This is a genomic window from Rahnella sp. 1L-D-7-B-C2 (assembly GCF_057290995.1).
The window spans coordinates 47145-60883 of the sequence record NZ_JBXAVQ010000005.1; the positions used below are offsets into that span (position 1 = coordinate 47145).

A 13739-nucleotide genomic window follows, 5' to 3' on the forward strand; every position below is an offset into this window, starting at 1 on the left:
TTAAAACAGCGCCCAAAGCAGTAACACGACCACCACAAAGGCGATAAACAGCAGCGGTTTTCCGCCGAGCGCCTGCATAGACGGTGGCAGCATCGCGACAAACGGATTCATGATTGGCTGCGGATCCGTACGCGTCGTGGTGGAGAAGTGGTCATCAATTTCTTCGCTGCGTGGTGTGCGGTCTACACGTTGGCTGAACAATACGCCAATCAGGTCATTCACCTGCACCGGCGTCAGCGGCGTGGATAAAGTGGCACTGAAACGGTTTTCCACATACTCGGTCAGCTGACGGATTTCCTGCGTACTGGCAGGCTGTTTAAGCACGCTCAGCAGGGTGGTCAGCGTCGGTGGGGTGGTCTGCTGGCTGAGTGAGGCTTTTACCTGCATAAACTGGCTGAGTAACTGGAAGTGTTTCGCCGGAATAGAATCACCGACCTTAACGCCCACCAGAGTAAACAACTCCTGCCACACTTTGACCGGTGCTTCGCCAGTGGCTGCGCTGAGACGCGTAACCAGCTGTTGCAGGTTGTTGTGCTCGGCAGGCAGCAAAGGGCGATCGGTTACCGGTGTCTGCTGCGGCAGCGGGATATTCATCTGGCGCGTCTGGATCAAGTCCAGTACCTGTTGCAGCTGCGGGTGAGTCAGCTGGCTCAGGACGGTATGACCAAAATTCTGGCGGATAAAGTCGCTCACGGCCTGGCGGTTATTGCCCTGTGGCAACAGCTCGGTTAGCTGCAACATCAGCTGGCGCGAGGCATGGCTATCCTGCGCCTGCGTCAGTTTCCCCTGTAGCAGGGTCTGCGCCTGAGGAAATTGCGATGACGTGATTTCTGCACCGTGGGGCAAAGAAAGATCGTGGCGCAGGTTGGCCCAGATCTCCGCAGATTTTATCGGGGTCAGCGCCATCAGTTTGACGATCAGCTTCTCCAGCGTGGTTCGCTGCGCCGGGGTTAACGGCAGCTCGCCACCCGGTTGAGCAGGAACGGTCTGACCCTGGGGCTGTGTTCTGTTGTCGCCAACCGGCATGCCCGGGCCGCTCAAAGGTTGCATATCACCGTCCTTCGCTGGAAATTAAATCGTCGCCTGAACTTCATGAAAAGTAAAAAGCGCGGCGCAAGAGCGCAGAAGCGCCTCATCATACCTGCAAAGTTTATTAATCGACACCGTGATTGGCAGGCGGATCCACTTTCTTAGGAATATTATTGAGTAAAACGGGCGTTAAAAACGTCAGACAGGGCGTAAAAGCGAAAAAAGAGGCACTGTCCTCTCCATTATCGAAGAGGACAGTGGTTTATTTGCTCTTATTTTTGTGGGGCTGAAGAGACGCTGCCAAATAGCGGTTTACGCAAACGTTGGGCGATGACTACCCCTGCCAGCGTAATTCCACCGCCAATGATGTGGTAGCTGTGCAGCTGTTCGTGCAGGAAAAGCACCGCAATAATAGCGGTGAAAATCGGCGACAGGTTCATAAAAATAGACGCTTTGTTAGCACCGAGGCGGATAACACCCTGGATCCATAAAAACGGCGCAATGATCGACGCCGGGATCCCCGCGAACAGCACCAGCGGAATATTGTGCACGGTCAGGCTAACGTCGCTCGCCAGCAGGAAGTTTGGCAGCAGCAGCAGCACACCAAAAATGATCTGCACGTACAGCGACTGCCAGTTAGGCAGCGGAATCGCCCAGCGCTTGGTCAGTACGCCATATAACGCATAGGACGCCGACGCCGCAAACATCATCAGCTCGCCTTTGCCAATCCCGTGTTGCAGCAGTTGCGCAGGATCGCCAGCGCTGACCAGCCACACCAGCCCGGCGAATGAAATCACACAGCCCAGCGCGATACCAACGGTCGGTACCACGCTTAGCAGGAACAGGCTTATCACCACTGTGAGCAGCGGGATCAGTGAGTTCAGGATCCCCATAAACAGCGCGCTGACGCTGTGCGCGGCGTAATAGGCCAGACTCTGATACAAGACCATGCCCAGCAGGCCGAGGATCAGCAGTTTCCACCAGTATTGCCTCACAGCCTGCAGATTGCGCAGTACGCCCGGCAAAATAAACGGGGTCAGCGTCAGTAAGGCCAGCAGCCAGCGGTAGAAAGAGATCGCTGCGGGATCAATGGCGGTCGCGGACACCTTGCTGACAACAGCATTGAGCGACCAAATCAAAACGGCCAGCAGCGGAAAAAGTACATTCATTGCAAATCATCCCTAAGTAAATCGTTCCGCAAGTGTACGATTGTCTTATTTGTTATATATAACGATAATCAGACAATCCTTCCTGTAATTCAGACAACCTGTGCAGTCACAGACAAAAGGTTTTTATGCCGACTCGCCGGACATCATCTCTCCCGCGCTATTATCCGCCGTTACCGGAAAAACCCCCGACGACGCTGTTATTTCGTGGTGAAATTATTGAAGGGAATTCCGAATATGTTCGGCATTCTCATCCGTGGAGCCAGATTATCTGCGTGAAGTCCGGCGTTCTTGCCATGCTGGTCGCCGGGCAGCGTTATCTGGCGCCGCGTGAGTTTGCCGTCTGGTTGCCGGCGGGCACCGAGCATTCAAGTTATAACCGTAAAACCACGCGGTTTTGCGCAATTGATATCGCGCCACAAATGGATCAAAACCTGCCTGCTGCGCCGTGCCTGCTTACGCCGACGGGGATTTTCAATGCCATCGCCGACGATTGTTTTTCGCGCAAGCTGACTGAGCCGGAAACCGAGGCTGATCTGCGCATGTGTCGCGTATTGCTCGATCAAATCAGTCTGGCACCGCGTCAGAATACTTACCTCCCGACCTCGGAAGATAAGCTGTTGTCGCAGGTGCTGACCGGCCTGGAAAAGAATCCGGCGGACAGCACCCCGCTGGCCCAGTGGGCAGCGAAAATTTACACCACCGAGCGTACGCTATCGCGACGATGCCAGCAGGAACTGGGCATGGGCTTTGCCGAGTGGCGTCAGCGGCTGCGTTTTTTACACGCCATCTCGCTGCTCGAGCAGGGCAAAAATGTGCAGGACGTTGCGCACGAAGTGGGGTACAGCTCGTCGTCGGCGTTTATCACCATGTTCCAGCAGATTTCCGGCACCACGCCGCAGCGTTTTCGTAACGACAGGTAAAGTTGTGCCCTGAAAGTTGGGATCGGCGCGGCGAACGTGGCAAAATCCCACTCTTCTTTATTTTCTATTCTTTCTTAGGCCATGCTGCCGGAGACAAACGTGAAAATCCTGGTTGATGAAAATATGCCTTACGCCGTCGAACTGTTCAGCCGGCTGGGCACGGTACTATCCGTTCCCGGCCGTCCGATCCCGCAAGACGCCCTGAATGACGCCGATGCGCTGATGGTGCGTTCTGTGACCAAGGTGAACGAAAGTTTACTGACGGGAAAACCGGTGAAATTTGTCGGTACAGCCACGGCGGGCACTGACCATGTGGATGACGCGTGGCTGGCGACGCAGGGTATCGGCTTTTCCGCCGCGCCGGGCTGCAATGCCATTGCCGTGGTTGAGTACGTTTTCTCCTCCCTGCTGATTATTGCCCAGCGCGATGGCTTCCGGTTGCGTGACAAAACCGTGGGCATTATCGGCGTCGGTAACGTCGGTTCGCGACTCAATGCCCGCCTTGAAGCACTGGGTATCCGTACGCTGTTATGCGATCCACCGCGAGCCGATCGCGGCGATGAAGGTGAATTCTGGCCGCTGGAAAAACTGGTCGCCGAGGCCGATATTCTGACGTTCCACACGCCGCTGAATATGTCAGGCCCTTATGCCACCCATCATCTGGTGGATGCTGATTTGCTGGCGCGACTGCCTGCTGACCGTATTTTGATCAATGCCTGTCGTGGCGAAGTGGTGGATAACGCCGCGTTGCTCGACGCGCTGAATGGCAGCAAAAAACTCACCGCTGTGCTGGATGTCTGGGAGCCGGAGCCTGATTTGTCACTGGCGCTGCTCGATAAAGTAGCCATTGGCACCGCGCATATCGCGGGCTACAGCCTGGAAGGCAAAGCGCGCGGCACCACGCAGGTGTTTGAGGCATTCAGCCAGTTTATTGGTCAGCCGCAAACCGTGCCGCTGGAATCGCTGTTGCCTGCGCCTGAATTTGCCGAAGTGACGCTGCGCGGTGCGCTGAGTGAAGCCAAACTGCTGCGACTTATTCACTTAGTGTATGATGTGCGCCGCGATGACCGGCCTTTACGCCGTGTCGCCGGAAAACCCGGTGAATTTGATAAGCTGCGTAAGTTCTATGAAGAGCGTCGCGAATGGTCATCATTGCGGGTGGTCTGTGACGAACCGGCAACCGCGGATGTGCTGAAAAAGCTGGGCTTTAACAGCGTGACGTTCTGAGCCTTAACGCGCCCTTAAGCTTTTACGCATACAGTGATGTCATAACGATTTCGAAAACAGGGCGGTGATCATTCATCGCCCCTTTGTATTTTGCACTTTTATTTCTGGAGAAAACCAACATGTCTGATGGCTGGAATATTGCGCTGCTTGGCGCAACGGGCGCAGTCGGTGATGCGTTACTGGATTTACTGGCCGAGCGTCAGTTCCCGGTTGGTGAGCTCTTCCCGCTGGCGAGTGAGCGCAGCGCCGGCCAGACCGTGCGTTTTAATGGCAAAAGCCTGCGCGTACAGCTGGCGTCCGAATTTGACTGGTCGCAGGTTCAGCTGGCGTTCTTTGTGGCGGGTAGCGAAGCCTCTGCACTGTATGCCGAAGAAGCCGCTAATCAGGGCTGCCTGGTGATCGACAGCAGCGGTCTGTTCTCGCTGGAGCACGATATTCCTCTGGTGGTACCGGGCGTGAATCCTGATGCGTTGTCTCATTATCGCAACCGCAATATCGTCGCCGTCGCTGACAGCCTGACCAGTCAGCTGCTGACCGCCATCAAACCGCTGACCGAACAGGCCGGTTTGTCGCGTCTGCATGTCACCTCACTGCTGTCCGTTTCCGCGCTGGGTAAAGTGGCGGTGGATGATTTAGCCGGGCAAAGTGCGCGCCTGCTGAACGGCATTCCGGCGGAAGAGGGCGGAATGTTTAGCAAGCAGCTGGCGTTCAACCTCTTGCCGCTGGTGAGCGACGAAGAGGGCAGCGTGTTACAGGAACGTCGTCTGGTGGATCAGGTGCGTAAAGTGTTGCAGGACGATGGCCTGCCGATTTCGGTCAGCTGCGTGCAGTCGCCGGTGTTCTACGGCCACGCGCAGGTTGTGCATCTGGAAGGTTTGCGCCCGCTGTCTGCGGAAGAAGCGCGTACTGAACTCGAACGTATCGACGATATTTCCCTGAGCGACGAAGACGATTTCCCGACGCAGGTAAGCGATGCTTCCGGCAACGCCAATCTGAGCATCGGCTGTCTGCGTAACGATTACGGCGTGCCTGAGTTATTGCAGTTCTGGTCAGTGGCGGATAACGTGCGTTTTGGCGGTGCCCTGATGGCGGTGGAAACCGCAGAAAAACTGATTAATGAGTACTGGTACTGATTATGTCCGACGAGGTTATTGCTGACGTCAGTGCTGCTCCCGCCGTGGGGCGCATTGCGTTAGGTATTGAATACAACGGCAGCGCCTATTACGGCTGGCAACGTCAGCAGGGGGCGGCCAGCGTTCAGGAGTGTCTGGAGAAATCGCTGAGCCGTGTGGCAGATACACCCATCGTGGTGTTTTGCGCCGGGCGTACCGATGCAGGCGTCAGCGCTACCGGTCAGGTGGTGCATTTCGATACGCCGGTGATGCGTAATGACGCGGCCTGGACGATGGGGGTGAATACCCATCTGCCGAAAGATATTGCCGTGCGCTGGTGTGCGAACGTCGGGGAAGATTTCCACGCGCGTTTCAGTGCCACTGCCCGCCGTTATCGCTACGTCATTTACAATCATCGCTACCGTTCGGCGATTTTGCATACCGGCGTGACGCACGTTCATATGCCGCTGGATGTGGAAAAAATGCAGCTGGCCGGTCAGGCATTGCTGGGCGAGAACGATTTCACCTCGTTTCGCGCGTCGCAGTGCCAGTCGCGCACGCCGTGGCGCTACATGATGCATCTGAATGTCACCCGTCACGGCAATTATGTTGTGGTGGATATCAAGGCCAATGCGTTTGTGCATCATATGGTGCGTAACATCGTTGGTAGTCTGGTGGAAATTGGTGCGGGGAATCAGCCGGTGAACTGGATGGCCGAACTGCTGGCGGCGAAAGATCGCAATCTGGCGGCGGCGACCGGTAAAGCCGAAGGTCTGTATCTGGTCTCTGTGGATTACCCCGATAAATTTGCATTACCTCAGGTCAATATGGGGCCGCTGTTCTTAGAAGATTAAGAACCTCTGAAGATGTAAGAAAGGACGGAAAATCAAATGGGTTTCATCCAGTTTGTGATCGATTTTATTCTACATATTGACGTGCATTTGGCGGAACTGGTTGCGCAGTATGGCGCATGGGTTTACGGAATTTTGTTCCTGATCCTGTTCTGTGAAACCGGGCTGGTAGTGACACCATTCCTGCCAGGGGATTCGTTACTGTTCGTCGCAGGGGCGCTGGCCGCGCTGCCGACTAACGATCTTAATGTGCATCTGATGGTGTTTCTGATGGCAATTGCTGCCATTGTGGGAGACGCCGTGAACTACACCATCGGGCGGGTCTTCGGAGAGCGCTTGTTCAGCAACCCGAATTCGAAGATTTTCCGTCGCAGTTATTTAGACAAGACGCATAAGTTTTACGAGAAACATGGCGGCAAAACGATTATTCTTGCGCGCTTCGTGCCGATCGTCCGGACATTTGCGCCGTTCGTTGCGGGCATGGGGCATATGTCTTATCGCCATTTCGCCGCCTATAACGTGATTGGTGCATTAATTTGGGTGCTACTGTTTACTTACGCAGGCTACCTGTTCGGCGATCTCCCGATTGTTCAGGAAAATCTGAAATTACTGATCGTCGGCATCATCGTGGTTTCGGTCCTGCCGGGTGTGATTGAAATCTGGCGGCACAAACGTGCGGCGGCGAAAGAGAAACGTCATCAGGGTTAATCCCGTGACGATTTTTATGAATTAACAGGATATTGACGGTCATTAAACCCGCAGACTCACCAGTTTTTTATCCACAGTCTCTGGCTGTTATGGTTTAATGAGCGACAATTTATGGTCTGTTCCTGCGAACAACCCTTCTGTGATGCGGCGTGTGAGATTTTTTATCACCCTGCACGCAGACGTTTTTGGGTAGGTTTCAGGGGACTTGTTACAGCATGAACAGCGGACTGGCTTCGGCCGGGTTCAAACAGAAAGGTTATCGATGAGCTGGATTGAACGAATTCTTAGTAAGAGCACTGACTCGCAAACCCGTAAGGCAAGCATTCCTGAGGGCGTCTGGACTAAATGTGACAGCTGCGGGCAGGTACTTTACCGCGCCGAGCTCGAGCGCAACCTCATGGTTTGCCCTAAGTGTGACCACCATATGCGACTGTCTGCGCGTATGCGTCTGTCCTCTTTCATGGACGAGGGCAGTGAGGTTGAATTAGGTAGCGAGCTTGAGCCTAAAGATGTTCTGAAGTTTAAAGATTCCAAAAAATATAAAGATCGTCTGGTGACTGCGCAGAAAGAAACCAACGAAAAAGACGCCATGGTGGTCATGAAAGGCACGCTGTTTGGTATGCCGATCGTGGTCGCGTCGTTTGAGTTTGCTTTCATGGGCGGTTCTATGGCCTCTGTGGTGGGCGCACGTTTCGTGCGTGCCGTTGAACAGGCAATGGAAGATAACTGCCCGCTGGTGTGTTTCTCAGCCAGTGGCGGCGCACGTATGCAGGAAGCGCTGATGTCGCTGATGCAGATGGCGAAAACCAGTGCGGCGTTGGCGAAGTTACAGGAGCGCGGCTTGCCGTACATTTCTGTACTGACTGACCCGACCATGGGCGGTGTTTCTGCCAGCCTCGCGATGCTGGGTGATATCAACGTGGCTGAGCCAAAAGCCCTGATTGGTTTTGCCGGCCCGCGTGTTATCGAGCAAACCGTGCGTGAAAAACTGCCTGCTGGTTTCCAGCGCAGTGAGTTCCTGATCGAAAAAGGCGCGATTGATATGATCGTCCGTCGTCCGGACCTGCGTGCTAAATTAGGCAGCGTTCTGGCGAAACTGACCGGGCAACCGGAGCCAAAAGTGGCCGAGGTTCCGGCTGCTGTCGACGGTTCTGCCGCTGACAATCATCAGGATGCCTGATCGATCAGAGTAAAAGCCGGTCAGTTGTTCAGGGCGGCCACTTATCGTTGTGCCGCCCAAACTGTCGCCTCAAGCTGTTATCGCTCAGGACTGGCAGGCCGTGCTTTTACTCTGTTAGTGGTATCTGACAAAGAGGGCATTGCCTGCTGTCTCAGTCTGGTGATGCCGTGTCGAAGCAAACCTGAACAGGTTGAACGGGCTCATGCAAAATCAACATATCCCTCAAGCCACGTCGCCTTTAGCCACGTGGCTTTATTATCTCGAACACCTCCATTCTCAGGCGATTGAGCTGGGCCTTACACGGGTCAGCGCGGTTGCTGCCAAACTCGATTTGCTGACGCCTGCGCCTCTGGTCTTTACCGTTGCAGGCACCAATGGCAAAGGCACCACCTGCGCCACGCTTGAATCCATTCTGATGGCCGCCGGTTATCGCGTCGGCGTCTACAGTTCTCCCCATCTGGTGCGCTACACCGAGCGCGTGCGCATTCAGGGCGAAGAGTTGCCGGAAGTGGCGCACTGTGAGTCTTTCGCGCTGCTGGAAGCCGGACGCGGTGATATTTCACTGACCTATTTCGAATACAGCACCTTGTCCGCGTTGCATCTGTTTAAGCAGGCGAAGCTGGACGTGGTTATTCTTGAAGTGGGGCTGGGCGGGCGCCTGGATGCCACGAATATCGTGGATGCCGCCGTATCGGTTGTTACCAGCATTGCGTTGGATCACACCGACTGGCTGGGCTCCGACCGCGAAAGTATTGGTCGCGAAAAGGCCGGTATTTTCCGTGCGGGCAAACCTGCAGTCGTCGGTGAGCCGGATATGCCGCAGTCGATTGCCGACGTCGCGCAGGAAAAACAGTCTGATTTGTACCGTCGTGATACGAACTGGCATTTCACCGCCAGTGATGAAAGCTGGCGCTGGACGGCGCTGGACCACGGCGCAGAAACCGGTGCGCTGGAGAATCTGCCGCTGCCGAACGTTCCACTGGCGAATGCCGCCACGGCGCTGGCTGCATTGCATTATTCGCCGCTGGCTATTCCTGCTGACGCCATCCGTACCGGCCTTCAGCGTGCCGCACTGCCGGGGCGTTTCCAGACGGTGAGCGAATCGCCACGCCTGATCCTCGACGTTGCGCACAATCCTCATGCGGCCGCTTATCTGGCCGGACGTCTGGCGCAGTTGCCGCGTCAGGATGGGAAAGTGCGTGCGGTGGTTGGCATGTTGTCAGATAAAGATATTGCCGGTACGCTGGCATGTCTGTCGCCTCAGGTCGATGTCTGGTATTGCGCACCACTCGAAGGCCCGCGCGGTGCCAGCGCAAAAGAGCTGACGGCGCACCTGCCTTCGGCGCGTGAGTTTGCGGATGTCGGATCAGCCTGGAAACAGGCTATGCAGGAGGCGGCTCCTCAGGATATTGTGATCGTCTGCGGTTCGTTTCATACCGTCGCTCACGTAATGGATGCTTTAGATACGGGGAAAACCAGTGGCAAGTAAGTTTCAAAATCGTCTGGTCGGGACGGTCATTTTGGTGGCGCTGGGCGTTATCATTTTGCCCGGTTTACTCGACGGCAAGAAAAAACATTACGAAGACGAATTTGCGTCTATCCCATTGGTGCCAAAAGCGGGTGATGTTGAAGAACAGGACTCGGTGCCACCGGTGACGCAGTCACTGCCAGCGCAGGCGCCGGAAGGTGCCAATCAGGCAATGAGTGGCGCGCCTGAAGAGGACCATTCCGCGAACAATACTACGGCTGCCAATCGCGGTGCGGTCGCACCAGGCAATACGACGGTGGAAACGCCGCCGTCCACAACGTTGCCAGAGCAGAAGAAGGCAGTGTCCCCAACGCGCACCGAAACAGCGAAGCAGAAACCGGTTGAACAGAAACCGGTTGAACAAAAACCGGTGGTGCAAAAACCGAAGACCATCGAACCCAAACCAATGGTCGAAGCGCCGCCGGTGGTTAAACAGAAACCGGTTGAACAGCCGAAGCCAGTCGAACAGCCTAAACCTGTTGAGCAGCCAAAAGCGGTCGAACAGCCGAAGCCCGCGCCGGAAGAAAAAGCGCCAGCGGGGCAGTCTTACGTCGTGCAACTGGGAGCATTGAAAAATGCTGCCAAAGCCAACGAGATCGTCGCGAATCTGCGGTTGTCAGGGTTCCGTGCTTTCACGGTACCTTCCACACCGGTACAGGGGCAAATCACGCGGCTTTACGTCGGCCCGGATGCGTCGAAGCAAAAACTGGAAGCGTCGCTGCCGCAGTTGCAGCAGCTCAGTGGATTAGGTGGGCAGGTGCGTGCCTACAGTGCGCACTGATTAAACTTCCTCGCCCTTCACAGGGTGAGGGGCGAAAACCCATCATTTAATCAGTATGAGGGCACAAGCGATTTGTGCCCTTTTTCTATAGAATAGGTTCGCTGAATTTTTATAGGTTTATGCTGCGATTGAGGTTTTTTTAATCGCTATTATTAATTTGTCTGACCGGCAGATTTCCCCTACGCAAACGTTTTCTTTTTCTGTTAGAATTCGCAGCGATTTGGATGCCGGGGTAGACGTGACTGGATTAGACACTGGAATAGTTAATGGTCTGGATTGATTACGTCATCATTGCGGTTATCGGATTTTCTGCCTTAGTCAGTTTGATTCGTGGCTTTGTTCGTGAGGCTTTATCGTTGGTAACCTGGGCTTGCGCCTTCTTCGTTGCCAGCCATTATTACCCTTACCTCGCCATCTACTTCACGCGTTTCGAAGATGAGTTAGTTCGAAACGGGATCGCAATTGCCATCTTGTTCATCGCGACGTTGATCGTAGGTGCAATTGTCAACTATGTGATTGGTTCGCTGGTGGAAAGAACCGGGTTGTCCGGCACTGACAGGGTGTTAGGTGTGTGCTTCGGTGCACTGCGCGGTGTGTTGATTGTCTCCGCGATGCTGTTCTTCCTGGATACCTTTACCGGCTTCTCACAAAGTGAAGACTGGAAACAATCTCAGTTGATCCCACAGTTCAGTTATATCATCAGGTGGTTCTTTGACTACCTGCAGAGCACGTCGAGTTTCTTGCCAAAACATCTTTAGTTTTGGCAGCGCTGAAGAGGAAAAGACAACATGTGCGGTATTGTCGGTATCGCCGGTTTCATGCCGGTAAACCAGTCGATTTATGACGCGTTAACGGTGTTACAACACCGTGGGCAGGATGCCGCAGGCATCGTCACCATTGACGCCAATAATAACTTCCGTTTACGGAAAGCGAATGGCCTGGTGAAGGATGTGTTCGAAGCCCGCCATATGCTTCGCTTGCAAGGCAACATGGGCATTGGCCATGTTCGCTACCCAACGGCTGGCAGTTCCAGCGCTTCAGAAGCTCAACCCTTTTATGTCAACTCTCCGTTCGGCATCACCCTGGCCCATAACGGTAACCTGACCAATGCCCATGAACTGAGAAGTAACCTGTTCGAAGGCCAGCGTCGCCATGTCAACACGACTTCCGATTCTGAAGTTCTGCTGAATATCCTGGCCAGCGAGCTGGATCGTTTCCAGCATTATCCGCTGGAAGCTGACAACATTTTCGCTGCCGTCTCGGCGGTGAATCTGAAAATCCGCGGTGCGTATGCCTGCGTGGCGATGATCATCGGCCACGGTATGCTGGCGTTCCGCGACCCGCACGGCATCCGCCCGCTGGTGATCGGCAAGCGTACGCTGGAAGGCGACCGTAACGAGTACATGGTGGCGTCTGAGAGCGTCGCGTTAGACACGCTGGGCTTTGAGTTCCTGCGTGACGTAGCGCCGGGCGAAGCGGTTTACATTACCGAAAAAGGCCAGCTGTTCACCCGCATGTGTGCTGAGAATCCGCAGTACAATCCATGCCTGTTCGAGTACGTGTATTTTGCACGTCCTGACTCATTTATCGACAAAATTTCCGTTTACAGCGCCCGTGTTCGCATGGGTGAAAAGCTGGGCGCGAAAATTGCCCGTGAATGGGAAGATCTGGATATCGATGTGGTGATCCCGATCCCGGAAACCTCCTGCGATATCGCGCTTGAAATCGCGCGTATTCTGAATAAACCGTACCGTCAGGGTTTTGTGAAAAACCGCTACGTGGGGCGTACGTTTATCATGCCGGGTCAGCAGGAACGTCGTAAATCGGTGCGTCGCAAACTGAACGCTAACCGCGCTGAGTTCCGTGATAAGAACGTATTGCTGGTCGATGACTCCATCGTGCGCGGTACTACTTCTCAGCAGATCGTTGAGATGGCGCGTGAAGCGGGCGCGAGACGCGTTTATCTGGCTTCTGCCGCACCGGAAATTCGTTTCCCGAACGTGTACGGTATTGATATGCCAAGCGCGAATGAGCTGATTGCGCACGGTCGTGAAGTCAGTGAAATCAATCAGATCATCGGTGCGGATGCGTTAATCTTCCAGGATCTCAGCGATCTGATCGCCGCAGTGAAAGAAGATAACAGCGATATCGAGAAATTTGAGTGTTCCGTATTTGACGGTATTTACGTCACCAAAGACGTTGACCAGAATTACCTGGAATATCTCGAAGCTCTGCGCAACGACGACGCTCAGGCGTTACGTGGCCAGCAGGAAGCCGAAAATCTTGAGATGCACAACGAAGGCTGATTAGCCGGTTGCTGACATCCGCTTAAACGCGCCCCTCCGGTGAACAGCCGGGCGGGCGCGTTTTTTTATGCCTGAATTTATGTCAGTATTAGCAGCATCGGGTCAGGTAACATTTTTCTAAGGCATTTTCATGAAACGACTTATTGTCGGCATTTCAGGCGCCAGTGGCGCAATTTATGGTGTCCGGTTATTGCAGGTGCTGCAAAACGTGCCCGATATTGAAACCCATCTGGTCATGAGCAATGCCGCACGGCAAACGTTGACCCTGGAAACCGATCTGACGCTGCGCGACGTTCAGGCACTGGCGGATGTGGTGCATGATTCCCGCGATATCGCTGCCAGTATCTCTTCCGGCTCATTCAAAACCACCGGCATGGTGATTTTACCTTGTTCGATTAAAACGTTGTCCGGCATTGTGAACAGTTACACCGACGGTCTACTGACGCGCGCCGCCGATGTGGTGCTTAAAGAAAGCCGCCGTCTGGTGCTGTGCGTGCGCGAAACTCCGCTGCATCTCGGGCATCTGCGCCTGATGACGCAGGCTGCGGAGCTCGGCGCAATTATCATGCCGCCGGTACCGGCGTTCTATCATCGCCCTGAATCGGTGGACGATATCATCAATCAAACCGTTAACCGTGTCATAGACCAGTTTGATATTGAGCTGCCCCAGGACTTATTTGTTCGATGGCAGGGCAGCCACTGAGAATTCCCTCTCTGTTACGCACCTATTTCTAGCATTTCACTAACATTGCACCAACGGTGATCACAAATTGATTCATTACGGTGCATTGTTAAGCGACCCTTACGCTATCCTTTCTACAGACCTCTGAATACTTTCAACTTCCTGATGTTTTTTTGACCGGTTTTCACTCTCTTTCCAGGGAAATTGCCCTTGCAGAGAAACGGCACGAAAAGTGCATGAGAGAAT

At 54.4% G+C, this 13739-nt stretch carries 13 protein-coding genes; 11 read left to right on the forward strand and 2 right to left on the reverse strand.

Features of this window, described 5'->3' with window-relative positions:
* Entirely contained in the window at positions 1-1050 is a 1050-nt protein-coding gene (gene flk / locus AC0Z7K_RS10465) for a flagella biosynthesis regulator Flk (protein WP_413529269.1), read from the reverse strand.
* 251 nt (positions 1051-1301) lie between these two features.
* Positions 1302-2198, reverse strand: coding sequence for a DMT family transporter (locus tag AC0Z7K_RS10470; protein ID WP_485614316.1), 897 nt, complete (start codon positions 2196-2198; stop codon positions 1302-1304).
* 125 nt (positions 2199-2323) lie between these two features.
* Here AC0Z7K_RS10470 and AC0Z7K_RS10475 point away from each other — a divergent pair, with 125 nt between their 5' ends.
* The 11 genes from AC0Z7K_RS10475 (at position 2324) to AC0Z7K_RS10525 (ending at position 13514) form a co-directional block, all read left to right on the forward strand.
* Positions 2324-3118, forward strand: coding sequence for a helix-turn-helix domain-containing protein (locus AC0Z7K_RS10475; RefSeq protein WP_413529271.1), 795 nt, complete (start codon positions 2324-2326; stop codon positions 3116-3118).
* Between the two features lie 99 nt (positions 3119-3217).
* The gene (gene pdxB / locus AC0Z7K_RS10480; protein ID WP_485614318.1) at positions 3218-4345 is read left to right on the forward strand and encodes a 4-phosphoerythronate dehydrogenase PdxB; all 1128 of its coding nucleotides are present in this window, start codon (positions 3218-3220) and stop codon (positions 4343-4345) included.
* 119 nt (positions 4346-4464) lie between these two features.
* Positions 4465-5478, forward strand: coding sequence for an aspartate-semialdehyde dehydrogenase (locus tag AC0Z7K_RS10485; protein ID WP_413529273.1), 1014 nt, complete (start codon positions 4465-4467; stop codon positions 5476-5478).
* A gap of 2 nt (positions 5479-5480) precedes the next feature.
* The gene (gene truA / locus AC0Z7K_RS10490; RefSeq protein ID WP_485614319.1) at positions 5481-6311 is read left to right on the forward strand and encodes a tRNA pseudouridine(38-40) synthase TruA; all 831 of its coding nucleotides are present in this window, start codon (positions 5481-5483) and stop codon (positions 6309-6311) included.
* A 36-nt stretch (positions 6312-6347) separates the two neighbouring features.
* Positions 6348-7016, forward strand: coding sequence for a DedA family protein (locus AC0Z7K_RS10495; protein WP_112166855.1), 669 nt, complete (start codon positions 6348-6350; stop codon positions 7014-7016).
* A gap of 262 nt (positions 7017-7278) precedes the next feature.
* Positions 7279-8196, forward strand: coding sequence for an acetyl-CoA carboxylase, carboxyltransferase subunit beta (gene accD, locus AC0Z7K_RS10500; protein WP_485614321.1), 918 nt, complete (start codon positions 7279-7281; stop codon positions 8194-8196).
* A gap of 202 nt (positions 8197-8398) precedes the next feature.
* Complete coding sequence (gene folC, locus AC0Z7K_RS10505; RefSeq protein ID WP_485614323.1) at positions 8399-9685, forward strand: bifunctional tetrahydrofolate synthase/dihydrofolate synthase; 1287 nt, start codon at positions 8399-8401, stop codon at positions 9683-9685.
* Positions 9675-10505, forward strand: coding sequence for a cell division protein DedD (dedD, locus tag AC0Z7K_RS10510; RefSeq protein WP_485614324.1), 831 nt, complete (start codon positions 9675-9677; stop codon positions 10503-10505). The genes folC and dedD overlap by 11 nt, the downstream gene beginning before the upstream one ends.
* A 266-nt stretch (positions 10506-10771) precedes the next feature.
* The gene (gene cvpA, locus AC0Z7K_RS10515) at positions 10772-11263 is read left to right on the forward strand and encodes a colicin V production protein (RefSeq protein WP_034791821.1); all 492 of its coding nucleotides are present in this window, start codon (positions 10772-10774) and stop codon (positions 11261-11263) included.
* Between the two features lie 30 nt (positions 11264-11293).
* Complete coding sequence (gene purF / locus AC0Z7K_RS10520) at positions 11294-12811, forward strand: amidophosphoribosyltransferase (protein WP_413529278.1); 1518 nt, start codon at positions 11294-11296, stop codon at positions 12809-12811.
* Between the two features lie 130 nt (positions 12812-12941).
* A complete protein-coding gene (locus AC0Z7K_RS10525) occupies positions 12942-13514 on the forward strand; it encodes a UbiX family flavin prenyltransferase (RefSeq protein ID WP_413529279.1) in 573 nt (190 codons plus the stop codon).
* Positions 13515-13739: the final 225 nt, after the last annotated feature.